The following is a 21,762-nucleotide window of genomic DNA, read 5'->3' on the forward strand; positions in this document are numbered from 1 at the left end:
CCGAGTATCGCACAAGCGCGCGGCTAGCTCTCCGACTTCGGCCGGCGGCGACCCGGCGCCGCACGTTTGCGCGGCGCTGCATGAAACTGCCCGTCCAGCGTTTCGATCGCCTCGGCGAGAAATTCGAGGAACATGCTCATCGCCACCGTGGTCGAGGTTTCCGCACGCTGGTAGAGGCAACTGAACGATTTCGCGCCCGCATCGGCAAGCGGTGTCCAGGCGAGCGCGCCGCGCCCCACGTCTTCCGCAACGTTCTCCGCAATCAGGAAGCCCACCCCCACGCCGTCCGCCGCGAGGCGCCGCACCATCGAAACGGAACTCGTCTCCACGAGCGGGCGGGCCCTGCGTTGTTGCCGCGGATCGATCTGATCCACCAGCGCACGCAGTTCGGTGTCGGGCGTCATGAGGATCAGCGGGTAGTCGAGGCAATCGCGCAGCCGCACCTTCTTGCCGGGCGCCGCGAGCGGATGGCCCGGCGCCGTCACCACGCCCAGTTGCTGCGCGAACGCGCGCACTTCCACCACGCCCGGGGGCGGGCGGCGCCGCAGCGCGTAGCCGATATCGGCCTCGCCGGTCTCGATCCAGCGCAGGATGCTTTCGCCGTTGCCCGAACGCACGGTATAGGTCACGCCCGGATAGCGCTGCATGGCCGCGTAAATCGCACCGGGCACGAGCTGCTCGGCCGAGGAAGGCGACACCGCAATGTTCACGTGGCCGCGCCGCAGCGCCCGCAAGTCCTCTACCTGCGTGAGCGAGTTGTCGAAATCGCGCTGGCTGCGCCGCACCGCCGCAATGACGATCTCGCCGGCCGTGGTGAGCTGCATGCCGCGCGGCAAGCGGTCGAAGAGCGGTGCGCCCACCTGCTCCTCCAGATTGCGGATCTGCTGGTGCACCGCGGCCGCGGTGAGGTGCAGCGATTCGGCCGCTTTGCGGATGGAGCCGCGCCGCGCGACTTCGTCGAAACACCGGAATGTCTGCGATATCGTACGCATGTTTGTACCGTTAGATTTTTCCGAACGCCCCGTATAGAACAATCCGGTTTTCCTGACTTTATGGATCGCCTAGATTTCACTGCATCATCATAACGGAGCGTGCCATGACGACCACCGTCGACCAGATCACCCAGCGGCGCCGCGGCGTCGGCCTCATTGCCCACGACGCCGATCTGTGCGCCGGCGGCTATACGCTCATCGCGCCGCAAACGGGCGGCGGCAAGGTCTATCTCGTCGATATGGCGGGCGAAGTCGTTCACCAGTGGCAGATGCCGGTACGCCCGGGCCGCCATGCCGTGATCCTCGCAAACGGCAACCTGGGCTACAACGGCAATCATGCACGCTCCGAATCGCGCTACGCGCCGTGGTCGATGTGGCACGGCGGCGACTTCTACGAGGCCACGCCCTCGGGCGAAATCGTCTGGCATTACGAAGATCCCGCGCATCACCACGACGCGCAGTGGCTGCCCAACGGCAACCTGCTCTACGCGGCCTGCGAGCCGGTGCCCGAGTCGTTCGCGCGCCGCGTGCCGGGCGGCACGGCGCACGGCGAACACGAACCGATGTATGCAGACGTGATCCGCGAAGTGAACCGCAAGGGCGAGATCGTGTGGGCCTGGCATGCGCGCGAGCACCTAAACCCCGAGGACTTTCCGATCGCGCCGGGCTTCGGCCGCTACCACTGGCCGCTCGTCAATGGCCTCGGCGTGGACACGCAGGGCCGCGTGCTGATGAGCCTGCGCACCACGTCGGGCATCATCGGCGTCGATCGCGCCAGCGGCAATGTGAGCCTGCATATCGGCGCGGACGTGGTCTCGCATCAGCACGCCCCGGTGCCGCTGCCCAACGGCCACATTCTCGCGTTCGACAACGGCAATTTCCGCAAGGGCGCGCACGTGGTGTTCTCGCGCGTGGTGGAGATCGACCCGGCGAGCCGGCAGGTGGTCTGGTCCTATACCGACGACGTCGTGAACCTCTTCTACAGCCCCTTCATGGGCAATGCGCAGCGGCTTCCGAACGGCAATACGCACGTCACGGAATCGGCCACGGGCCGGCTCTTCGAAGTCACGCGCGAGGGCGAGGTGGTGTGGGAATACATCATTCCGTGGTTCGCCGAGTACCCCGACGAAGCCGCGCGCGCGACCGGCCCCGGCATGCTCAACAGCGTGTTCCAGACCTTCCGCTACACCCGCGAGCAACTGCCCTGGCTGCGCGCATCACACGCTGCTCCCTCAACCTTGCTGACTCCGGATACGCCGTGACATCCGATTCGACCCGACACCCTGTCGATACGCGCCTGCCCGCCTGGCAACTCGCGCTGTTCGGCCTGCAGCACGTGCTTTCGATGGCGGCTTCGCCGATCACGGCCGTATTTCTGCTCGCGAGGCTGCTCGAACTTCCGCCCGCGCTGACCGTGCAACTGATCGGCGCGACCTTCTTCGCCTGCGGCATCGGCACGCTGCTGCAGTCGCTGGGCGCGGGCCCCGTGGGCGCGCGACTGCCCTTCGTGATGGTGCCCGGCGGCGCACCCGTGATGCTCTTCGCCGGCATCGCCACCCAGTCGGGACTGCCCACGGCGGCGGGCGCCGTCATTATCACGAGCCTCTTCTACTGGCTCGCGCTGCCCGTGTTCGCGCGCTGCCTGCGCTTTTTTCCGCGCATCGTGGTGGGCATCATGCTGCTGCTCGTTTCGGTCAACCTCATCAAGCTCTATGCGGGCATCGTCGTGGGTCAGCCCGGCACGCCCGGCTTCGCGCGGCCGCAGGCACTCGGTCTCGCCTTTGTCACCGTCGCGGCGACCATCCTGATCGCGCGCCTCTTTCGCGGCACGCCGGGCCGGCTCGCGGTGCTGCTGGGCCTCGTGACCGGCGCCGTGCTGGGGTGCTTCATGGGGGCGATGCCGCTCGCGGGCATCTGGCAGGGGCCGGTCTTCACGCACCCCGTGTGGCTGCCGTTCGGCATGCCGCGCTTCGATCTCGTCGCGGCACTCCCGCTTCTCGTGTTCTGCGCCGTTTCGATGGCCGAAGCCACCGCGCAGACCGTGGCCGTGGGCGAAACCTGCGGCAAGCCCATCGAGGCGCGCCGCGACGTGCCGCGTACGATTCGCGCCGACGCGCTCGCTTCGCTCATCGGCGGATGCCTCGGCACCTCGCTCATCGTCACGAGCGCCGAGAACATCGGCGTCGTGCAGACGACCGGCGTGCGTTCGCGCTATGTGACGGCAACGGCCGGCGCGCTGCTGATCGTCATTGCGCTCTTCGTGCCGCTGGCACGGCTCGCGAATGCCATTCCCGCGCCCGTGGTGGGCGGCACCGCGCTGATCGTGTTCGCGATGATCGGCGTGATGGGCCTGCGCCTGCTCGCCCAGGTGGACCTCGACGCGCGCGGCAACCAGTACACGCTCGCGGCCGCGCTCGTGGTGGGCCTCGTGCCGATACTCGTGCCGAACCTGTACCGCGCGTTTCCCCTGCCGCTGCAGATCGTGCTGGGCAACGGCATGGCGGCCGGCACGCTCACGGCCATCGCCGTCAATGCAGCCTTCGCCGCGCGCCGCGTGGCGGCAGCGGAGCGCGCCAGCACGGCCTGAGATCCCGGAGCGGCCTAAGTAGGCTGAGGGGCCGCTGCCCTTTCATCGCTTTACCATTTTTCTTCGCAGTCCTACTTTCCAATTTAACTCATGAAAAACGTTACCGCCTTGTGCGCGACGTCGGTCGCGTGCGCCCTGCTTCCGGGCCTTTCCTCCCCGGCCCATGCCCAAAGCAGCGTCACACTGTACGGCAGCCTCGACGCCGGTGTGGGCTACGTCAGCAACCTGCACGGCGCGAGCGCCTTCATCGCCGAGCAGGGCACGCTGCAGGCCGACCGCTTCGGCTTTCTCGGCACCGAAGACCTCGGCGCCGGACGCACGGCCCTGTTCCGGCTCGAAAGCGGCTTCGTCACGACAACGGGCGCTTCCGCCAGCAGCACCTCGTTTTTCAACCGCCAGGCGTATGTGGGCCTCTCCGATCCACTTGCGGGCACGCTCACGCTGGGCAGGCAGACCGACTGGAACTTCGACTGGCTCGGCACCGTCTCCACCGGCCAGTTGCTCGGCAATTTTTCGGCCTTCCACCCCGGCAATCTGGACGGACTCGGCAGCACGTTGCCCGTGCAACTTTCGAGCACCATCAAATGGAAGAGCGCCAGTTTCTACGGGCTCACACTGGGCGCCCTCTACGGCTTTCCCGGCGCCGCGGCCAGCAACACCTCGGGGCGCACGATCAGCTTCGGCGGCAACTATACGAGCGGGCCGCTCAAGCTCGTGGCCGTCTGGTCGGAGTACAACGACCGCCTGCTGCCGTTGGCAGGTGGCCTGGGCCTCGCCTCGTTCGAGGGCCAGACGCTGCCCGGCGGATCGAGCTTCGCCGCGCCGCGCGTGCGCGACGGCGGCATCGGCGGTTCGTATCGTTTCGGCAGTGTCACGATCCATGCGCTCGCAACCGACGTGCGCATTGCGTCGGCGGGCGGCGCAAGCCATTTCCGCACCGTCGATGGCGGCCTGAACGTGCACATCACGCCAGCCGAGGAAGTGGCCGCCGGCGCGTGGTCCGCCTGGCTCGACGGCAAGCGCTGGACCCAGGCGACGATCGCGAGCGTGTATTCGCTCTCGAAATCGACCCAGCTCTATGCCGACGTGATGTTCGAGACGGCCGGCGGCGGCGCGGTGGCCGACACGCTCGGCATCGGCGCTTCGTCGAACGGCAACCAGGTGGTCGTGCTTTCGGGCATTCACCACCTGTTCTGAGCCTGCGTGCTACCGGCCTGGATTTGAGCCGTTCTCGTTGTCTTCGATCTGCAGTTCCAGAAAGCCCGTCTGCGGGTCGAGGCTGCGCGAAAACCGGTGGCCGGGCAGCAGCGCGAGCAGCAGTTCGGCCGTGGTCCTCACGCGGCAGCCGCTTGCGACATGGCCGCCGAACACCTGCCCGTGCGCGTCGGCCACGCTCATGTGCAGATGCGCGCCATCGGGCGAGATCGAGCCCGCCAGCGTGAGTATTTCGAGGTCGCCGCGCAGTTCGGCGGGCGCGTCGATGCCCGCAAAGCGCAACTGGGCAACGCTCAGGCTGCCTATGCCCTGCACGACGAAGGCCGCCTGCCAGCCGCGCTGCCGCAGCAGGCGCTCTAGCGCATCGCGCAGATCGTCACCGGGAGAAAGGCGTACGGGCCAGGCTTGCATGGCGGTTCACCATGAGGAAAGTAAAGGTCGAAGACCGATTATGAGCCCACACTGGGCCTGCATTGCGCCGCATCCGCATTGCACCTGCAAGGAAGACCGCACGGCTACTCGCCGATCCACGCCCCGCGCAGATCGCTGTCGTGCAGCAATTGCAGCAGCGTGCCCGCCGGACGGCTCAAGCGCTTCGCCGCGAGCACGATGAACTCCACATCGGGCAATGCGGGCAGGCTCGCCGCGTTCACGGGCGGCACGAGTCCGCGCGCCGAAAGATACTGCGGCCGCACCGTAATCCCCAGGCCGCCGCGCGCGGCCGCAATGCAGCCCGCGTGGCTGCTGCTCGTGCACACCACCTGCCAGCGGAAGTCGGTCTGGGCGAGCGCATCGAGCACCACTGCGCGCGTCACGCTCGGCTCGGCCACGAGGATCAGCGGCAAGGGCTGCGTCAGGTCCACCAGCGTCCCGGTGCGCGCGAGCCACTCCAGCCGCCCGGTGAAGAGCGGCACGCCCCGCTTGTCGCCCAGCCGCCGCTTGCCGACCATCAGATCGATCGACCCCGCATCCAGCAGGTCGTACAGCTTGCCGGTCATGCCGATGGTGATTTCCAGCTCCACATCGGGATGCGCGTTGCGAAACGCCGCCAGCACGGTGGGCAACGGACCCAGCGCCACATCGTCCGACGACCCCAGGCGCACGCGCCCCTTGAGCCGCGGCGCGCGGAACTGCGCCTCGGCGCGGTTGATGGCCTGCAAAATCGCGCTCGCGTGCGCGAGCATGGCTTCGCCGTCGGGCGTCATGGCGAGCGAATGGGTGTCGCGCACGAACAGGCGCCGGCCGACGGCCTCTTCGAGGCGCCGCACATGATCGCTCACGCTTGACTGCGTGAGACCAAGCTGACGCCCCGCCTCGGTGAAGCTGTGGCACGCGGCAACGGTTGCAAACGTCTTGAGCCAGATGGGATTGAGCATGCTGCATTGTTATCGGCAACGCCGATGACAGTCAACGACCCCAGTGGGGTTCCCGATTGGTGGGAATGCTCCTAAGATGATCGCGTCCCCGAAGGTTGCGCCAATGTCCGCATCTTGCGCGCGCAACATGCGCCGCAAACCCCTCTATTTGCGAAGCGGCGGCGCCCCCACATAGTCAGATGAGCAAGGATTCCAGCCAGACCGCATTGCTGTGGATCGTCGCCGCAGGTTTTTTCATGCAGGCGCTCGACACCACGATCGTCAACACCGCACTGCCCTCCATCGCCCACAGCCTGGGCGTCAAACCCCTCGTCATGCAGCCGGTAATCGTGGCCTACACGCTCACGATGGCCATGCTCACGCCCGCCTCCGGCTGGCTCGCGGACCGCTTCGGCACGCGCCGCGTCTATTTCGCCGCGATCCTGATCTTCGTGCTCGGCTCGCTCTGCTGCGCGAGCGCGCATACGCTGGGGCAACTGGTGCTCGCACGCGTGCTGCAAGGCGTGGGCGGGTCGATGCTGCTGCCCATCGGGCGGCTTGCCGTGCTGCGCAGCGTGAGCGGCGAACAATACGTTTCGGCGCTCGCGATGATTTCGGTGGCCGGGCAAGTCGGCCCGATCGTCGGCCCCACGCTGGGCGGCTGGTTCGTCGAGGCCATTTCCTGGCACTGGATCTTCCTCGTCAACGTGCCGATCGGCGCCGTGGGGATGTTAGCGGTGCAGCGCTATTTGCCGCGCACCACGAAGAGCGCCGCCCCGCCGTTCGACGTAGCCGGCTGCGCCCTGCTTTCGCTGTGCATGATTGCGTTCTCGCTCGCGGTGGATGTGCCGATGCAGACGCATCGCGCCGCGTGGTCCAGCGCGCTCTTCGTGCTCGGCGTTGCCACTGCGCTGACTTATGTGCCCTATGCGCGACGCCGCCGGAACCCGCTCTTCAAGCTCGCGCTCTTCAGCGAGCCGAATTTCAGCGTGGGCCTGATCGGCAATCTCGTGTGCCGGATCGGGTCGAGCGCGGTGCCCTTTCTCGTGCCGCTCCTGATGCAGCTCGAACTCGGCTATACGCCGCTGCGTTCGGGGCTGATGATGCTGCCCGCCGCACTCGCGGGCACGCTCGCCAAGCGCTGGATCGCGCCGCTCATCCGCCGTTACGGCTACGACACGTTCCTGCTCGTCAACACGCTGATCGTCGGCGGCTCGATCGTTGCGTTCGCACTGATTTCGCGCGGCACGCCGCTGGCCGTGCAGATCGCCGTGCTGGCCATCTTCGGCGCGGCCAACTCGATGCAGTTCGCCGCCATGAACAGCATCACGCTCAAGGACCTCTCGCACGAAGACGCCGGCAGCGGCAACAGCCTCTTTTCGATGGTGCAGATGCTCGCGATGGGCCTCGGCGTGTCGATCGGCGGCGCGCTGGTCACGCTGTTCGCCAATCAATGGGGAACGGTTGCGCTCGGTTTTCGCGCGAGCTTCGCCTGCGTGGGCGTCATTACGCTGTTCTCCGCCCTGATTTTCCGGCGCATCGACGAGGCGCCCGCCGCCAGAGCCGCAGTGAAGACGGTGGCGTCGAACGGCCGGTAGCGATTCCCCGCACGGCTTCAGGTGCGCCATCGAGGCGATTTTCGACGATGGAGCCGCACAGCCCGGCAGCAGCAGTTTTAGCCGGAGTCCGGTCGGATCGCTGCGCTCCCGGCACCGTTTAAAGGCCGCCGAGGCACCCGAGAAACGCCCGAAACCCGTCCCCCGAACCGCAATTTGCCCGGCTCGCCGCCACAACAAGGCAAAATAGCGGTTTTCGCGCCCAACCTGGGCGCGCCCCTTCCATGCCGGCGCCGCATCGTCCACGGAGCCGGCCCAGGCCCGCTCGCCGTACACGCGAGCCTCGAGGAGCAGTTTTTCATGACCGAACCGAATCTGTCTTTCGCCGGCCGGCTTGCCGTTGCCGTCGGATCCTTCTTTGCCATTCTCGGCGACGGCAAGCTCGCCGCGAACGTGCAGCGCCTGCGTAACGGCGAAGCCGCACCCGTCGCCGCGGCGGCCCAGCCCGTCCCCGCCGCCGCGCCGGTTGCCCCCGCCGTCACGCCGCAGCCGGCGCCCGCCATCGAAGCCGCCAGCCCGGACTCCGCCCTGCAACTGCTGGGCCTCCTCCAGCGCAATGCGCGCTTCGTCGATTTCGTCGAAGAGGACATCGCCGGCTATTCGGACGCCGACATCGGCGCCGCCGCGCGCCTCGTCCACGAAGGCTGCCGCACGACGCTGCGCGAGCACTTCACGATCCGCCCCGTGCGCGACGAATCCGAAGGCAGCCGCGTCACGCTGCCCGAAGGCTTCGACGCCACGGCCGTGCGCCTTACCGGCAACGTGGTGGGTACGGCGCCCTTCTCGGGCAGCATCGCCCATCGCGGCTGGCGCGTCACCGACGTGAAGCTGCCGAAGCGCGTCAAGACCCACGATGCCACCGTGATCGCCCCGGCCGAGGTGGAGCTATGAGCGAGCCGCGTTTTTCCATCGGCATCGACCTCGGCACGACGCACTCGGCGCTCTCCTACGTCGATCTCGCCGCGAGCGACGGCGAAAAAACCCACCAGGGCGTGCTGCCCATCGCGCAGCTCACGGCGCCGGGCACGCTGGAAACGCCGAATCTGCTGCCGTCGTTCCTTTACCTGCCGCACCCGGGCGAACTTACGCCCGGCGACCTCACGCTGCCGTGGACGGCAAGCCGCGACTACGCCGTGGGCGAACTCGCGCGCAGCCGCGGCGCGGGCACGCCCATCCGCCTCGTTTCGAGCGCGAAAAGCTGGCTCTGCCACCCGGGCGTGGATCGCCGCGCCGGCATCCTGCCGAACGACGCGCCGCCCGAAGTCGTGCGCGTCTCGCCGCTCGAAAGCTCGGTGCGCTATCTCACGCATCTGCGCGAGGCCTGGGACCACGCACATCCGCAAGCGCCCTTCGCCGACCAGGATGTCACCGTCACGATTCCGGCCTCGTTCGATCCGGCCGCGCGCGAGCTGACGGCCGAAGCCGCCCAGGCGGCGGGCTACACCCGCATGACCCTGCTGGAAGAGCCGCAGGCCGCGCTCTATAGCTGGATCCAGAAAAGCGGCGGCGCCTGGCGCAAGGACGTGAAGGTCGGCGACATCATTCTCGTCGTGGACGTGGGCGGCGGCACGACCGACCTCTCGCTGATCGCCGTGATCGAACGCGAAGGCAATCTCGAACTGCATCGCGTGGCCGTGGGCGACCACATCCTGCTCGGCGGCGACAACATGGACCTCGCGCTCGCCCACGTGGTCGCCCGCAAGCTGGCCGCGCAGGGTACGCAAGCCGATCCGTGGCAACTGCGCGCGCTCACCTACGCGTGCCGCGCCGCCAAGGAAACGCTGCTGAACGACCCGGCGGCCGATGCGGTGCCGCTCGTCGTGCCGAGCCGCGGTTCGAAGCTGATCGGCGGCTCGATCCGCACGGAACTCACGCGCGCCGAACTCACGCAGACGATACTCGAAGGCTTCTTCCCGCTCGTGGACGCGGCGGCGCGGCCCGTGAGCCGGGCGCGCGCGGGTCTCACGCAACTGGGCCTGCCGTATGCGCAGGACGCGGGCATCACGCGCCACCTGGCCGCGTTCCTCGGCAAGCAGCTTGGCGCGCTCGCGGATCTGGAAGGCCTGCCCGCTTCGGTGGCCGCGGCCACGGCGGGGGCGAGCTTCCTGCATCCCACCGCCGTGCTCTTCAACGGCGGCGTGTTCAAGTCCGAACTGCTCGCGAACCGCGTGCTCGACGTGCTCAACGGCTGGCTCGCGGCAGACGGCGCGGCGCCCGCGCGGCTTCTCGGCGGTGCCGATCTCGACCTGGCCGTTGCACGCGGCGCGGCCTATTACGGCTACGTGAAGCGCGGCCGGGGCGTGCGCATTCGCGGCGGTACGGCACGCGCCTATTACGTGGCGATCGAATCGGCCATGCCGGCCGTGCCGGGGCTCGAACCGCCCGTTTCCGCGCTGTGCGTCGCGCCCTTCGGCATGGAGGAAGGCACCGACGCGGCGCTGCCCCCGCAGGAGTTCGGCCTCGTGGTGGGCGAGCCCGTGCATTTCCGCTTCTTCGGTTCGTCGGTGCGCCGCCAGGACCAGGTGGGCACGATGCTCGACTACTGGTCGCCCGACGAATTGCAGGAACTCGAGGAAATCCAGGCCACGCTGCCCAGCGCGGGCCGCACGCCCGGCGACGTCGTTGCCGTGCGCCTGCACGCGCGCGTGACCGAAGCGGGCACGCTGGAACTCGAAGCGATCCCGACCGGCAGCGACGAGCGCTGGAAAGTCGAATTCGACGTGCGCGGCAACGCCTGACGCCGATGAAGCAGTACGTCGTCGGCATCGACCTCGGGACAAGCAACACGGTCGTGGCCTACGTCGAGGCAGGCGGCAACGCGATCCGTGTCTTCGACGTCGATCAGCTCACGGGGCCCGGCGAGGTGGGCGCGGCACCGCTCCTGCCTTCCGCCCGCTATCACCCGGCAGCGGGCGAACTCGCGCCCGCAAGCGTGAAATTGCCATGGAGTCCTGAAGAATCCCCCGGCGCACCGGTTCCCGTGATCGGGCGCCTTGCGCGCGTGCTGGGCGCGCAGGTGCCCGGCAGACTCGTGAGCAGTGCGAAGAGCTGGCTCTCGCACACCGCCGTGGATCGCCTCGCGCCTATCCTGCCCTGGGGCGCGGCGGACGACGTCGCCCGGGTCTCGCCCGTGGCGGCGAGCGCGAGCTATCTCGCACACGTGCGGGCCGCATGGAATACGCGCTTCGCGCAGGCCCCGCTCGAAGCCCAGGACGTGGTGCTCACCGTGCCCGCCTCCTTCGACGACGGCGCCCGCGCGCTCACGCTGGAAGCCGCGCGGCTGGCCGGCCTGCCCGCGCTGCGCCTGCTCGAAGAGCCGCAGGCCGCGCTCTACGACTGGCTGTACCACCATCGCGCGACGCTCGATGCCGAACTGGCCGGCACGCGCCTCGTGCTCGTGTGCGACGTGGGCGGCGGCACGACCGACCTCACGCTCGTCAAGGTGGAGACGGAGCATGGCGAGCCGCGGCTCACGCGCATCGGCGTGGGCAACCACCTGATGCTGGGCGGCGACAACATGGATCTGGCGCTCGCGCATCTCGCCGAAGCGCGGCTGGGCGGCGCGGCCGGCGAAACCCGGCTTTCGGCCGCAAGCCTCTCGCAGCTCGTGGAGCGCTGCCGGGCCGCCAAGGAGCAACTGCTCGACGAAGCCGCGCCCGCGAGCGTGCCGGTCACGCTGCTCGGCGCAGGTTCGCGCCTCATTGGCGGCACGCGGACCACGCAGCTCACCCGCGAGGAAGTCGAACAGGTGGTGGTGAACGGCTTCTTCCCGCAGGGCGAGGCGAGCGACATGCCGCGCCGCGCACGGGCGGCACTCGTCGAATTCGGCCTGCCCTATGCGGCCGATCCGGCCGTTACGCGCCACGTGGCGGCCTTTCTCGCCCGCTTCGCGGCGCAGTCGCGCGAAGCGCTGAACGAAGCGCACGACAAAGCACCGGAAAATACACAAGCGCTGCCCGTGCCGGACACGCTGCTGCTGAACGGCGGCGTGTTCCGCGCCCGCGCGCTTTCCTCGCGGCTGGCGCAAACGCTGGGGGCCTGGCGCGGGCAGCCGCTCAAGGTGCTCAACAACGACCAGCCCGATATTGCCGTCGCACGCGGCGCGGTGGCCTACGCGCTGGCGCGCGCGGGCGAGGCGCCGCGCATCGGCGGGGGTTCGCCGCGCAGCTATTTCCTCATGCTCGACCCAGCGGCGGACGAAGCCCGGCGCGGCGTATGCCTCTTGCCGCGCGGCACCGAAGAAGCGCATGAAGTCCATCTGGACGAGCGCGTGTTCGCGCTGCGCCTCGGCGCGCCGGTACAGTTCCACCTGGTCTCCACGGTGGCCGACACGGCATGGCGCCCGGGCGAGTTGGCCGACGTGTCCTCCGCCGATTTCGTGCGCCTGCCGCCCCTCGCGACTGTCGTGCCGCAGGATCGCGCGGACGGTGCGCGCGAGCGCGAAGTCCGGCTCATGACCTCGCTCTCGGAACTCGGCACGCTGGAAGTGCACTGCATCGCCACGGACGATCCCTCGCAACGCTGGCTGCTGGAATTCCAGCTCCGGCGAGACGATACCCAGGGCACGGTAAGCGCAGCAGGCGAGGCGACCCCACACCCTGCGTTCGACACGGCGGTCGCTCTGATCGACCGCGTGTTCGGTCCGCCTTCGGCCAAGGGCGACGCGAAGGACGTGAAGCGCCTGCGCGCGCAACTCGAACAGTGCCTGGGCCCGCGCGAAAGCTGGGACGGCGCGCTGCTGCGCGCGCTCTTCGGCGCACTCTGGGAGCGGGCGGGACGGCGCCGGCGCTCGGCCGACCACGAACGCCTGTGGCTCAATCTCGCGGGCTGGTGCGTGCGGCCGGGGTTCGGCTATCCGCTCGACGAATGGCGCGTGGAGCAGCTCTGGACGCTCTTCGACGACGGCATCCAGCACGTCAACGACAGCCAGGTCTGGTCGGAATGGTGGACGCTCTGGCGCCGCACGGCCGGCGGCCTTTCCGAAGCGGAGCAGCAGCAGGTGCTGGCCGCGATGGACTGGCTCGAAGCCGCGGCGGGATCGAAGCGCAACAAGCTGCCGTTCGATCCTGCCAAGCTCGGCCACGCCGACATGACCCGGCTCTATGCCTCGCTCGAACATATCGCCGTCGATCGCAAGATCGAGATCGCGGAGAGGCTCATCAAGCGGCTCGAAGCGTCAGCGGAAAATGCGCAGAGCTGGTGGGCCGTGGGGCGCATGGGCGCGCGCCTGCCGTTCTATGGCAGCGCGCACGGCGTGGTGCCGCCCGACGTGGCGACGCGCTGGCTCGATGGGCTCCTCGCGCAGAACTGGCGCAAGGTCGAACCCGCGATGTTCGCCGCCGTGCAGATCGCCCGCATGACCGGCGACCGTTCGCGCGACCTGCCGGACGCGGCGCGTGAAGCCGTCCTGCGCAAGCTCGCGGCCGCCGGTGCGCCGGCCGCGTGGCTTGTCATGGTGCGCGAAGTGGTGGCGCTGAATAGCGCCGACACCGGACGCATTTTCGGCGAATCGCTGCCCGCGGGGTTGACGCTGATCGGCGGTTGAAAAACCGCCGCGACGGCTCAAAACGAAAGACGGTAACGCACGAAGTCGTCGGCTTTGGCAAATTCATCGTAGAGTTTGCGCGCCGGATTGCCGGCGCGCGTATGCCAGTAGAGCCGCGACCAGCCGCACGATTTCGCGAGGCCGGCCAGGTCTTCGATCAAGGCGCGTCCGACGCCCTGCCCGCGGCAATCCGGATCGACGAACAAATCTTCCAGATAGCAGACGGGCGAGATCACCCAGGTCCCCTCGTGCAGCACGCTCACGCTGAAACCCACGCATTGGCCCGCACGCACAGCCACGCGTCCAATCAGCGGCGAAGCGGGGTCCACGATGCGCCGCCACGTGTGGTCCGTCACCTCCGGCGCCACCGTCTCTTGGTAGAACGCGTTATAGCCTGCCCAGAGGCGGCGCCAGCCGGCCTCGTCGGCAGGCGCCGCTTCGCGGATCTCGATGGCATCGCTCATCTTTGTGCCCGTCTTTGTCGCCGACCCTTGTTGCATCGCTACACCGCGGCCTTTTCGCGCGCCCGCAGATCGGCAAGCGAAACCCGCTGCTGCCCCTGCTCGTCGAAGTTCGAGTCCGCGAGCCACGCGGCGAAAGCGCGGCGGTTGAGCGGCCATTCGCCGTCGAGGATCGAGAACCATGCGGTATCGCGGTTACGCCCCCTGTAGACAATCGCCTGGCGGAAAATCCCTTCAAAGGTAAAGCCAAGCCGCACGGCAGTCGTGCGCGACGGCCCGTTCAGGCTGTCGCATTTCCATTCGTAGCGCCGGTAGCCGAGCGTATCGAAAACATAGGCCATCAGCAGAAACTGCGCCTCGGTCGAAAGACGCGTCTGCTTGAGCCGCGGCGAAAACACCACGTGGCCCACTTCGATCACGCCGTTGGCCGGATCCTGACGCATCAGCGAAAGCGAGCCGACGGCCCGGCCCGACTTCAGGTCGATCACCGCGTAGTGGCGCGGATCGGTGCTTTGCGCGGCGGCCGCCGTATAGGCGCGAAAGTCCTCCACGCGCTCGAACGGCCCCACGCTCAGGTAGGTCCAGCCACGCTGGTCGGGCCCGCTGCGCCAGGCGTCGAAGAGATCGTCGGCATGGCGCGCGGCATCGAGCGGTTCCAGACGGCACCACTTGCCGGTGAGCGTGACGGGCTCCGGCTTCGTGCGCGGCGTCCAGCCGGGAACCGGCTCGCCGATGGGTTGCCCGAATTCGTTGAAGTGCTGAGTCAAGGCTTGCTCCCGCAAATGTGATGAGATCGTGTGCTAGATTACGTGCTCCGTGGCTCTCATGGAGGGTCCACGTTTCCCCATTTCGATGGTGCCACGCCTCCTCCACCCGCCGCCCCGCCAGACTCGACCCGCCCTCATGCCCCCAACCGACGACGCCACCGACCCGCTGGTCGATTTCCTGCTCGAAGCGCCGCTCGTGCGGGACCGCGAAGGCGAATCGCTGCAGCGGCAACTGCTTCAGCGCATCCGCAGCGGCATTCTTGAGGGACGGCTGCCCTCGGGCTGCCGCCTGCCCGGCTCGCGCACCCTGGCGGCAGCCATCGGCGTCTCGCGCAACAGCGTGACGGCGGCCTACGACCTGCTGAGCGCCGAGGGTTATATCGAACTGAGCCGGCAAGGCACGCGCGTCGCCGCGATGGCGCGGGCGAAGCATGGCCGCCACACGAGCCGCAGCGCCCCGGCGCCGGTAATCGCGGCGCGCGGCGCGAGCATCCGCCAAAACTGGCAGAACGGCGCGGACACACTCGCCTTCCGACCCGGCGTGCCCGCGCTCGGGCGGTTTCCGCTGGGCGTCTGGAAACGGTGCCTCGACCGCGCCATCACTTCAGGCGGCGCGGGCGCCATGGGCTACGGCGTGCCGCAGGGAGAAGAGGCGTTGCGCGCGGCCATCCTGCACCACCTGGCCGTCGCACGCGGCGTGCGCGCGGAACCGGAACAGGTCGTCATCACCGAAGGCGCGCAGGAAGCGCTGGCCTTGTGCGTGCGGCTCCTCACCAACCCCGGCGATACGGCATGGGTCGAAGACCCCGGCTATCGCGGCGCGCAAACGGCGTTTCTCTGCGGCGACCTGAACGTGATCCCGGTGCGCGTGGACGCCGACGGGCTGCAGGCAAGCCCCGACGCCTGGGCCAGGGAAACGCCGCGCCTCATCTACACCACGCCCTCGCACCAGTACCCCACGGGCGCCGTGCTGCCGGCGCCGCGCCGGCTCGACCTCATCGACAAGGCGCGTGCGCACGGCGCCTGGATCATCGAAGACGACTACGACAGCGAATTCCGCCGCTCGGGCGAACTCGTCGGTGCGATGCAGGGCCTCGTGCCGCATGCCCCGGTGCTCTATATCGGCACCTTCAGCAAGACGCTGTTTCCCGCCCTGCGCATCGGCTTCCTCGTGCTGCCCGAAGCGCTCGCGCCGCGGGCCATGCCGCTCCTCGACGAACTCCTGCGCGGCGGCCACCGCCACGAACAGCTCGCGCTGGCCGAGTTCATTCTGAGCGGACAGTTCGGCCGGCACCTGGGGCGCATGCGCCGGCTTTATCGCAGCCGGCGCGATCTGCTTCAGGCCGCGCTCGCGCGGCACCTGGACGTGCCGCATACGGTGGCGGGCGGCGACAGCGGCATGCACCTCACCGTGCGGCTGCCCGCCGCGTTCGACGACCAGCGCATTGCCCGGGCCGTGCGCCAGTACGACATGGCGCCGGCGCCGCTATCGCGCTTTGCGCTGCAGCCGCGGCCCGAAGACAACGGCCTCGTGCTGGGGTACGGCAACACCTCGGAATCGCTGTTCGAGCCGCTCGTGCAGAGACTCGCGAAAGTGGTGCGGGCGAATGGTAAGGAATCCGATCAGGCTGCCATGCCGCGATCTGGCCGCGCAATCTGATCGTGCACTTTGAACGCAGCCTTTCCTGGAACCCGCTAAGATGACGGATCGCTTTATGGACCCTGCTTTACGGACCCTATGCGAGTCACTCCATGCGAGTCCGCACCGCGCACGATCCCGGTGCATCGAGCAGCTGGCTCGCAGCTATCGCCTTTTCTCACAGGAGCACAACAGAATGGACTTCCGCAAGACGATGTTGGCAGCAGCAGTGATGGCCGCCGCGATCGGCAGCAGCAGCGCCTACGCGCAGGTTGCCGGTTCGCAGCCGCTCAGCGTGACGGTCGAGCAGTCGCAGGCCCTGCTCGAAGGCTGGAGCGTGAAGAAGAGCGTGCTCGGCAAGCCCGTGTACAACGACGACAACGTCAAGGTGGGCGTGGTCCGCGACCTGATCATCGCGCCGGACGGTTCGGTGTCGGCAGCCATCGTTTCGGCGGGCGGTTTCCTCGGCGTCGGCATGCATGACGTGGCCGTGCCCATCGCTTCGCTCGACGTGCGCAAGGGCAATCTCTATCTGCCGGGCGCCACCAAGGAAGCGCTGAAGGCGACGCCTGCGTTCCAGTACGCGAAGGTGCAATCGCCGCCGAAGCCGAAGCAGGAAGACATCAAGCACTAAGCCGCGTTCGCTGCACCCAGGGTGTTTGCGCGGCGTCCCGGTCCAGGACCGGGGCGCCGCGTGTCATTTCTGGCGTGGAATCATGAATTATTGCCGCAGCCAGGTTCCGCCTCAATAATCAGTTATCCGAATTAACTGATCCGCTCCAGGCGGCTACCCTGCGGGACTGGCTGAGGCGCTGATGCTCACCATCCGCTGCTCCCGCATGCACCATCCACGTGCATCGCGGCGCCATCGCGGGACGCAACGGCAATCGTCTGAAACAACTGCCTCGCGTGTGTCACACTCACGCGAATATTGCCCGCTTATACTGCGTGCAACCGACATGCGCGCGCCCCACCATGAGACGAGTCACCGTACACCGCTCCCCCATCCACGGCCGGGGTGTGTTTGCCTTGCGCGCGCTGCGCGCCGGCGAGCGCATTTTCGAGTACCGCGGCAAGCTCACCACCTGGCGCGAAGCGGCGCGCCACTGGCAAGCGCGCGGCGACTGCGCGCACACCTTCCTCTTCGGCCTCTCGGACGGCCGCGTGATCGACGGCGGCCGCGGCGGCAACGGTGCCCGCTGGCTCAATCACGCCTGCGCCGCGAACTGCGAGACCATCGAGGTCGATGGCCGCATCTTCATCGACGCAATCTGCGACATCGGTGCGGGCGAAGAGCTGTTCATCGACTACGCGCTGGAACTGGAGCCCGGCACGCCGGACGAAACCCGGCGGCTGTATGTCTGCCGCTGCGGCTCGGGCGGCTGCCGCGGCACGATGCTGGGCGCCGGCGCGTAACGCCCCTGGGCGCCGCGCCGCAGCGAAGCAGCCCACTCGCTGCGCACCAGGCCCGCGCTAACCCATATCGGCCAGATAACGCCCCGGCGTCGTGCCGGTGGCGCGGCGGAACATTTCGATGAAAGCGCTCACGTTCTCGTAACCGAGCTCCAGCGCAATGGTCGTCACCGGTACGCCGTCCGCCACGCGTTCGAGCGCGCGCATGATCCTCGCCTGCTGCCGCCACTGCGCAAACGAGAGCCCCGTTTCGGCCACGAAGCGGCGGCTGAGCGTACGCGGCGATACCCCGCCCCATTGCGCCCATTCTTCCAGCCGGCGGTTGTCGGCAAGGTCGCTCGCCAGCGCATTGGCAATGCGCACGAGGCGCGCGTCAGCCGGGCGCGGCAGGCCGAGCGATTCCGCGCGGGAGGCGCGTAGTTCGTCGAGGATCAGCTCGGCCACGCGGGTTTGCGCGGCGTCGAGTTCCGCGCCGGGCCAGGTGGCCGCGCGCCGCACGGCTTCGCGCAGCAGCGGCGTGGTGCGGATCGCGCGGGGTTCGCCCGGCAGCGTCGCGCAGCGCGCCTCGGCAACGAACACGCTCCAGCCCGAAAACGGGCCGTACGAGCGCAACGAATGCACGCAATGCGGCGGAATCCAGATCGCGTGAATGGCCGGCACCACCCAGTGCTGCGCCTCCACGCCCACCGAACACAGTCCGCTCAGCGCGCCCATCAACTGGCCGCGCGCATGACTGTGCGGCGCGGTCTCCCGCTCTTCCCTCTGCGTCAGTTCGGCGGCGGCCAGAAACGGGCCATCCTGCGAAATCACGAGGTCGGCACGGAGGAGCGGCGGGTTGGGTGGAGCACGGCCGCTGAGCGGGCCGCCAGGTGGAAAAGTCATGGCGAAATCTCCGTATCGAATGGCTGTTATACCGGAGACTGGCCGCGGGCGCACGCCTAAACTCGGTTCGTCGCCTCACTCCAGGAGTGCCACGCCATGCGGGCCGAACAGATTCTCCCCGATCACCTCAGCCAGGTCGAACGCAACGGCACGACCATCCGCAAAGGCACGGTTGCGGCCTTCCTCGCCAACGCCCGCGTCCTCATCGATCCGACCCAGGAGCCGGGTGCACGCGACGAAGCCGAAGCCGACCTGATCGCCATGCTGCCCGCGCTGCGCGCCACCGGTCTTTTCGAGGTGCTCGAAATTCGCGACCCGGCGCTGCGCGCGTGGGTCCAGGCGCATTGAAACTGCGCGCATCCCAATCACAAGGAATCCTTATGAAAGCCGCCGTCGTTACTGCCGCGGGCCAGTTGCCCGCTTTCGCCGACTTCGAAAACCCCGCCCCGCTCGAAGGCCATTGCATCGTTAACGTCAGCGCTTCCGCGCTGAGCATCGTTGCGCGCGGGCGTGCTGCGGGCAATCACTATTCTTCAACGGGAGCGTATCCGTTCGCGGCCGGCATCGACGGAGCGGGCCGACTCGACAATGGGCAGCGCGTCTATTTCTTCGGCCCCCGCGCACCGTTTGGCGCCATGGCCGAGCAGGCGCTCGTGCCCGCGTCGCACTGCGTACCGCTGCCCGATACGCTCGACGACGTGACGGCTGCCGCCATCGCCATTCCGGGCCTCTCTTCCTGGGCCGCGCTCAACGTCCGCGCGCAGTTCAAGGCCGGCGAGACGGTGCTGGTCAACGGCGCCACCGGCACCTCGGGCAAGCTCGCGGTACAGATCGCAAAGCACCTGGGCGCGAGGCGTGTGATCGCAACGGGACGCAATCCGGCCGTGCTCGATGCGTTGAAAGCGCCAGGCGCCGATCTCACGATCCCCCTGCACGAAGACGAGAACAGCCTGATTCGCACCTTCGAACCGGTCTTCGCGGAGGGCGTGGACGTGGTGCTCGACTACCTGTGGGGTGCGAGCGCGCGCGCCCTGTTGATTGCGGCCGCCAAGGCCACGACCGAAACGCAGGCGCTGCGCTTCGTCCAGATCGGCTCGATCAGCGGCGCGGAGATCGCACTGCCCAGCGCCGTTCTGCGCGCCGCGCCCATCACCCTGCTCGGCAGCGGCATCGGCAGCGTGACGGTTGCTGGCCTGCTCGACGCGGCGCAGGGTGTCTTCAAGGCCGCGGCACCGGCGGGACTGCGGATCGAAACGCAAGCCGTGCCCCTTTCGGCCCTCGCGGAACACTGGTCGAACCAACGCAGCGACGTGCGCGTCGTGTTCACAACCGGAAACGGCCACTGAGCCCGGACGTTCTCGCATCAGTCGATTCATCCAAAAATTGTAAAAAATACATTAAAAATAACTGGACGAAGATCAATATGATTGCGAAAACCACTACCAAAAGCTGACTGCGCCGCCGGTAACGCTCGGGGCGCACGGCACACGATCGATCCGCATCAGGAACCGCCATGCCGCGTCCCATTACCGCCCGCATCCATCCCGAAGCCATTCGCCACAACCTCGGTCTCGTCCGGCAGATGGCGCCCGACTCGCGCGTCTGGTCCGTCGTCAAGGCCAACGCTTACGGCCACGGCATCGAGCGCATCTATCCCGCGCTCGCGCAAAGCGACGGTATCGCCCTGCTCGATCTCGACGAGGCCGTGCGCGTGCGCGAACTGGGCTGGACGAAGCCCATCCTGCTGCTCGAAGGCATTTTCGAGCCTGCCGACCTCGAACTCGCGGACAGCCATCGCCTCACCGTCTCCGTGCACTGCGAAGAGCAACTGGACCTGCTCGCCGCCGCGAAGCTGCAGCAACCGCTGGACATCATGCTCAAGATGAACTCCGGCATGAACCGGCTGGGCTTTCGCCCGTACGCCTACCAGAAGGCGTGGGAGCGTGCGCGCTCGCTCGCGGCGGTGCGCTCGGTGGGCCTCATGAGCCACTTCGCCAATGCCGACGATGGCGCCATCGACTGGCAACTCGACCAGTTCGATGCCGTTACGCAAGACATGCCCGGCGAGCAATCGCTGTCGAATTCGGCCGGCGTGCTGTGGCATCCGCGCGCACACCGCGACTGGGTGCGGCCGGGCACGATCCTCTACGGCGCGTCGCCCACGGGCGTGGCGCACCACATCGCGGGCTTCGGGCTGCGCGCCGCCATGACGCTCACGAGCCGCATCATCGGCATTCAGACCATTGCGCCTCAGGAAACCATCGGCTATGGCCGCACGTTCCAGGCCGATCAGCCGCTGCGCATCGGCGTCGTGGCCTGCGGCTATGCGGACGGCTATCCGCGCCATGCGCCCACCGGCACGCCGGTCGCCGTGGGTGGCGTGCGCACGCGCCTCGTCGGCCGCGTTTCGATGGACATGCTCACGGTCGATCTCACGCCCTGCCCCTCGGCAGGCGTCGGCACGCCGGTCGAACTCTGGGGCGACCAGGTGAAGGTGGACGAAGTGGCCGAACCTTCGGGCACCATCGGCTACGAGCTCATGTGTGCGCTCGCGCGCCGCGTGCCGGTGGAAGTCGCGGCCTCCGCGGACACGGCCGACGAGGCCATCGCGCAGTCCGCCGAGTCCGTGGCCGGTTGAGCGACGCGCCCGCCTGTGCGTCTGACGCATGCGGCGGCCACGGCGCGACACCGCGCCCTCTGCCTATAATCGAAGTTCGCTCGACGCGGCAACGATAAGCGCGTCGGGTCTCTTCGAAACAGCAAAGGAACACGGCATGTATATCGCCATGAATCGCTTCAAGGTTGCGCTGGGCTCGGAAAGCGCGTTCGAGGACGTCTGGCTCAATCGCGACACGCATCTCCAGGAAGTGCCCGGCTTCGTCGAATTTCATCTGCTCAAAGGCCCGCAGCGCGACGACCACGTGCTCTATGCGAGCCACACCATCTGGGCAAATCACGCGGCGTTCGAAGCCTGGACCCGCTCGGACGCATTTCGCGCCGCACATCGCAACGCCGGCAATGCCGGCAACGCGGGCGGCGCGAACCGGCCGCTCTATCTGGGCCACCCCGAATTCGAGGGCTTCGAGATCGTGCAGACCGTGAAATGAAGTGCGTGGCCCACGCGCGATTATTGTGTGTTAATGTCGAACGCATGGAACCCCGTAACGTCCCGAACCGGCTTCATCCTCATCACGGTCGCTCTCCGCTGCGCCGTGGTTCGTTACGTCCATAGCTGAGCGTCCGGGAATTCGCTTCCCCGCTCATGTAAAACGACCAAGGCGCCCCAGGCG

General features: G+C 68.0%; 20 protein-coding genes. 14 read left to right on the forward strand and 6 right to left on the reverse strand.

Translation table 11 applies throughout. The annotated features are described in order from the left end of the window. Nucleotides 1-23: 23 nt before the first annotated feature. Entirely contained in the window at nt 24-992 is a 969-nt protein-coding gene (locus BFE01S_RS28820; RefSeq protein ID WP_028228481.1) for a LysR family transcriptional regulator, read from the reverse strand. 104 nt (nt 993-1,096) lie between these two features. On the opposite strand from BFE01S_RS28820, the gene BFE01S_RS40595 reads away from it, so the two are divergent. From BFE01S_RS40595 to BFE01S_RS28835, 3 genes are all read left to right on the forward strand, one after another. Beyond that, nucleotides 1,097-2,254 carry an aryl-sulfate sulfotransferase gene (locus BFE01S_RS40595; RefSeq protein WP_042338913.1) on the forward strand — a complete coding sequence of 386 codons (1,158 nt, stop codon included), beginning with the start codon at nt 1,097-1,099 and terminating at the stop codon, nt 2,252-2,254. Next, nucleotides 2,251-3,579 (forward strand): uracil-xanthine permease family protein, encoded by a 1,329-nt coding sequence (locus BFE01S_RS28830; RefSeq protein ID WP_028228482.1) that lies wholly within the window; start codon nt 2,251-2,253, stop codon nt 3,577-3,579. Before BFE01S_RS40595 ends, BFE01S_RS28830 begins: the two co-directional genes overlap by 4 nt. Before the next feature lie 90 nt (nt 3,580-3,669). Next, nucleotides 3,670-4,776: a porin gene (locus BFE01S_RS28835; RefSeq protein WP_042338915.1), complete on the forward strand. Its 1,107-nt coding sequence runs from the start codon at nt 3,670-3,672 to the stop codon at nt 4,774-4,776. Nucleotides 4,777-4,785: 9 nt separating this feature from the next. On the opposite strand, the gene BFE01S_RS28840 is transcribed toward BFE01S_RS28835, so the two are convergent. Next, nucleotides 4,786-5,205: a PPC domain-containing DNA-binding protein gene (locus BFE01S_RS28840; protein WP_028228484.1), complete on the reverse strand. Its 420-nt coding sequence runs from the start codon at nt 5,203-5,205 to the stop codon at nt 4,786-4,788. 104 nt (nt 5,206-5,309) lie between these two features. Then, nucleotides 5,310-6,170 carry a LysR family transcriptional regulator gene (locus BFE01S_RS28845; protein ID WP_028228485.1) on the reverse strand — a complete coding sequence of 287 codons (861 nt, stop codon included), beginning with the start codon at nt 6,168-6,170 and terminating at the stop codon, nt 5,310-5,312. Between the two features lie 179 nt (nt 6,171-6,349). On the opposite strand from BFE01S_RS28845, the gene mdtD reads away from it, so the two are divergent. The 4 genes from mdtD to BFE01S_RS28865 all read left to right on the forward strand — a co-directional run bounded on the left by mdtD (nt 6,350) and on the right by BFE01S_RS28865 (nt 13,310). Next, a complete protein-coding gene (gene mdtD / locus BFE01S_RS28850) occupies nt 6,350-7,747 on the forward strand; it encodes a multidrug transporter subunit MdtD (RefSeq protein ID WP_028228486.1) in 1,398 nt (465 codons plus the stop codon). A 318-nt stretch (nt 7,748-8,065) separates the two neighbouring features. Continuing rightward, nucleotides 8,066-8,656 carry a DUF2760 domain-containing protein gene (locus tag BFE01S_RS28855; protein ID WP_028228487.1) on the forward strand — a complete coding sequence of 197 codons (591 nt, stop codon included), beginning with the start codon at nt 8,066-8,068 and terminating at the stop codon, nt 8,654-8,656. Then, a complete protein-coding gene (locus tag BFE01S_RS28860; protein ID WP_028228488.1) occupies nt 8,653-10,503 on the forward strand; it encodes an Hsp70 family protein in 1,851 nt (616 codons plus the stop codon). The genes BFE01S_RS28855 and BFE01S_RS28860 overlap by 4 nt, the downstream gene beginning before the upstream one ends. Before the next feature lie 5 nt (nt 10,504-10,508). After that, nucleotides 10,509-13,310: an Hsp70 family protein gene (locus BFE01S_RS28865; protein ID WP_028228489.1), complete on the forward strand. Its 2,802-nt coding sequence runs from the start codon at nt 10,509-10,511 to the stop codon at nt 13,308-13,310. 17 nt (nt 13,311-13,327) lie between these two features. On the opposite strand, the gene BFE01S_RS28870 is transcribed toward BFE01S_RS28865, so the two are convergent. Continuing rightward, nucleotides 13,328-13,774 (reverse strand): GNAT family N-acetyltransferase, encoded by a 447-nt coding sequence (locus BFE01S_RS28870; protein WP_042338937.1) that lies wholly within the window; start codon nt 13,772-13,774, stop codon nt 13,328-13,330. A 38-nt stretch (nt 13,775-13,812) separates the two neighbouring features. After that, nucleotides 13,813-14,538, reverse strand: a complete 726-nt coding sequence (locus BFE01S_RS28875) for a GNAT family N-acetyltransferase (RefSeq protein WP_028228491.1) — start codon at nt 14,536-14,538, stop codon at nt 13,813-13,815. 136 nt (nt 14,539-14,674) lie between these two features. On the opposite strand from BFE01S_RS28875, the gene pdxR reads away from it, so the two are divergent. The 3 genes from pdxR to BFE01S_RS28890 all read left to right on the forward strand — a co-directional run bounded on the left by pdxR (nt 14,675) and on the right by BFE01S_RS28890 (nt 17,593). Next, nucleotides 14,675-16,198 carry a MocR-like pyridoxine biosynthesis transcription factor PdxR gene (pdxR, locus tag BFE01S_RS40600; RefSeq protein ID WP_042338918.1) on the forward strand — a complete coding sequence of 508 codons (1,524 nt, stop codon included), beginning with the start codon at nt 14,675-14,677 and terminating at the stop codon, nt 16,196-16,198. A gap of 175 nt (nt 16,199-16,373) precedes the next feature. After that, on the forward strand, nt 16,374-16,811 hold the full coding sequence (locus BFE01S_RS28885; protein WP_028228492.1) for a PRC-barrel domain-containing protein: 438 nt from the start codon (nt 16,374-16,376) through the stop codon (nt 16,809-16,811). Between the two features lie 341 nt (nt 16,812-17,152). After that, a complete protein-coding gene (locus tag BFE01S_RS28890) occupies nt 17,153-17,593 on the forward strand; it encodes an SET domain-containing protein (protein WP_028228493.1) in 441 nt (146 codons plus the stop codon). Between the two features lie 57 nt (nt 17,594-17,650). On the opposite strand, the gene BFE01S_RS28895 is transcribed toward BFE01S_RS28890, so the two are convergent. After that, nucleotides 17,651-18,472 (reverse strand): AraC family transcriptional regulator, encoded by an 822-nt coding sequence (locus BFE01S_RS28895; protein ID WP_042338919.1) that lies wholly within the window; start codon nt 18,470-18,472, stop codon nt 17,651-17,653. 96 nt (nt 18,473-18,568) lie between these two features. Between BFE01S_RS28895 and BFE01S_RS28900 the strand changes: the two genes are divergently transcribed. From BFE01S_RS28900 to BFE01S_RS28915, 4 genes are all read left to right on the forward strand, one after another. Next, nucleotides 18,569-18,820, forward strand: coding sequence for a hypothetical protein (locus BFE01S_RS28900; RefSeq protein WP_028228495.1), 252 nt, complete (start codon nt 18,569-18,571; stop codon nt 18,818-18,820). Between the two features lie 32 nt (nt 18,821-18,852). Further along, nucleotides 18,853-19,818, forward strand: coding sequence for a quinone oxidoreductase family protein (locus BFE01S_RS28905; protein WP_028228496.1), 966 nt, complete (start codon nt 18,853-18,855; stop codon nt 19,816-19,818). A gap of 167 nt (nt 19,819-19,985) precedes the next feature. Continuing rightward, on the forward strand, nt 19,986-21,110 hold the full coding sequence (alr, locus tag BFE01S_RS28910; RefSeq protein ID WP_028228497.1) for an alanine racemase: 1,125 nt from the start codon (nt 19,986-19,988) through the stop codon (nt 21,108-21,110). Nucleotides 21,111-21,246: 136 nt separating this feature from the next. Further along, nucleotides 21,247-21,579 carry an antibiotic biosynthesis monooxygenase family protein gene (locus BFE01S_RS28915; protein ID WP_028228498.1) on the forward strand — a complete coding sequence of 111 codons (333 nt, stop codon included), beginning with the start codon at nt 21,247-21,249 and terminating at the stop codon, nt 21,577-21,579. Nucleotides 21,580-21,762: the final 183 nt, after the last annotated feature.

This window comes from Paraburkholderia ferrariae NBRC 106233, from assembly GCF_000685035.1.
In the GTDB taxonomy this organism is placed as follows: domain Bacteria; phylum Pseudomonadota; class Gammaproteobacteria; order Burkholderiales; family Burkholderiaceae; genus Paraburkholderia; species Paraburkholderia ferrariae.

What these genes read in the sequence shown, in the direction of transcription:
- BFE01S_RS28885 (WP_028228492.1), top strand. Translation starts at nt 16,374, where the DNA reads ATGGACTTCCGCAAGACGATGTTGGCAGCAGCAGTGATGGCCGCCGCG.
- pdxR (WP_042338918.1), top strand. Translation starts at nt 14,675, where the DNA reads ATGCCCCCAACCGACGACGCCACCGACCCGCTGGTCGATTTCCTGCTC.
- BFE01S_RS28895 (WP_042338919.1), bottom strand. Translation starts at nt 18,472, where the DNA reads ATGACTTTTCCACCTGGCGGCCCGCTCAGCGGCCGTGCTCCACCCAAC.
- BFE01S_RS40595 (WP_042338913.1), top strand. Translation starts at nt 1,097, where the DNA reads ATGACGACCACCGTCGACCAGATCACCCAGCGGCGCCGCGGCGTCGGC.
- BFE01S_RS28900 (WP_028228495.1), top strand. Translation starts at nt 18,569, where the DNA reads ATGCGGGCCGAACAGATTCTCCCCGATCACCTCAGCCAGGTCGAACGC.
- BFE01S_RS28845 (WP_028228485.1), bottom strand. Translation starts at nt 6,170, where the DNA reads ATGCTCAATCCCATCTGGCTCAAGACGTTTGCAACCGTTGCCGCGTGC.
- BFE01S_RS28890 (WP_028228493.1), top strand. Translation starts at nt 17,153, where the DNA reads ATGAGACGAGTCACCGTACACCGCTCCCCCATCCACGGCCGGGGTGTG.
- BFE01S_RS28905 (WP_028228496.1), top strand. Translation starts at nt 18,853, where the DNA reads ATGAAAGCCGCCGTCGTTACTGCCGCGGGCCAGTTGCCCGCTTTCGCC.
- BFE01S_RS28915 (WP_028228498.1), top strand. Translation starts at nt 21,247, where the DNA reads ATGTATATCGCCATGAATCGCTTCAAGGTTGCGCTGGGCTCGGAAAGC.
- BFE01S_RS28855 (WP_028228487.1), top strand. Translation starts at nt 8,066, where the DNA reads ATGACCGAACCGAATCTGTCTTTCGCCGGCCGGCTTGCCGTTGCCGTC.
- BFE01S_RS28870 (WP_042338937.1), bottom strand. Translation starts at nt 13,774, where the DNA reads ATGAGCGATGCCATCGAGATCCGCGAAGCGGCGCCTGCCGACGAGGCC.
- BFE01S_RS28820 (WP_028228481.1), bottom strand. Translation starts at nt 992, where the DNA reads ATGCGTACGATATCGCAGACATTCCGGTGTTTCGACGAAGTCGCGCGG.
- mdtD (WP_028228486.1), top strand. Translation starts at nt 6,350, where the DNA reads ATGAGCAAGGATTCCAGCCAGACCGCATTGCTGTGGATCGTCGCCGCA.
- alr (WP_028228497.1), top strand. Translation starts at nt 19,986, where the DNA reads ATGCCGCGTCCCATTACCGCCCGCATCCATCCCGAAGCCATTCGCCAC.
- BFE01S_RS28865 (WP_028228489.1), top strand. Translation starts at nt 10,509, where the DNA reads ATGAAGCAGTACGTCGTCGGCATCGACCTCGGGACAAGCAACACGGTC.
- BFE01S_RS28860 (WP_028228488.1), top strand. Translation starts at nt 8,653, where the DNA reads ATGAGCGAGCCGCGTTTTTCCATCGGCATCGACCTCGGCACGACGCAC.
- BFE01S_RS28835 (WP_042338915.1), top strand. Translation starts at nt 3,670, where the DNA reads ATGAAAAACGTTACCGCCTTGTGCGCGACGTCGGTCGCGTGCGCCCTG.
- BFE01S_RS28840 (WP_028228484.1), bottom strand. Translation starts at nt 5,205, where the DNA reads ATGCAAGCCTGGCCCGTACGCCTTTCTCCCGGTGACGATCTGCGCGAT.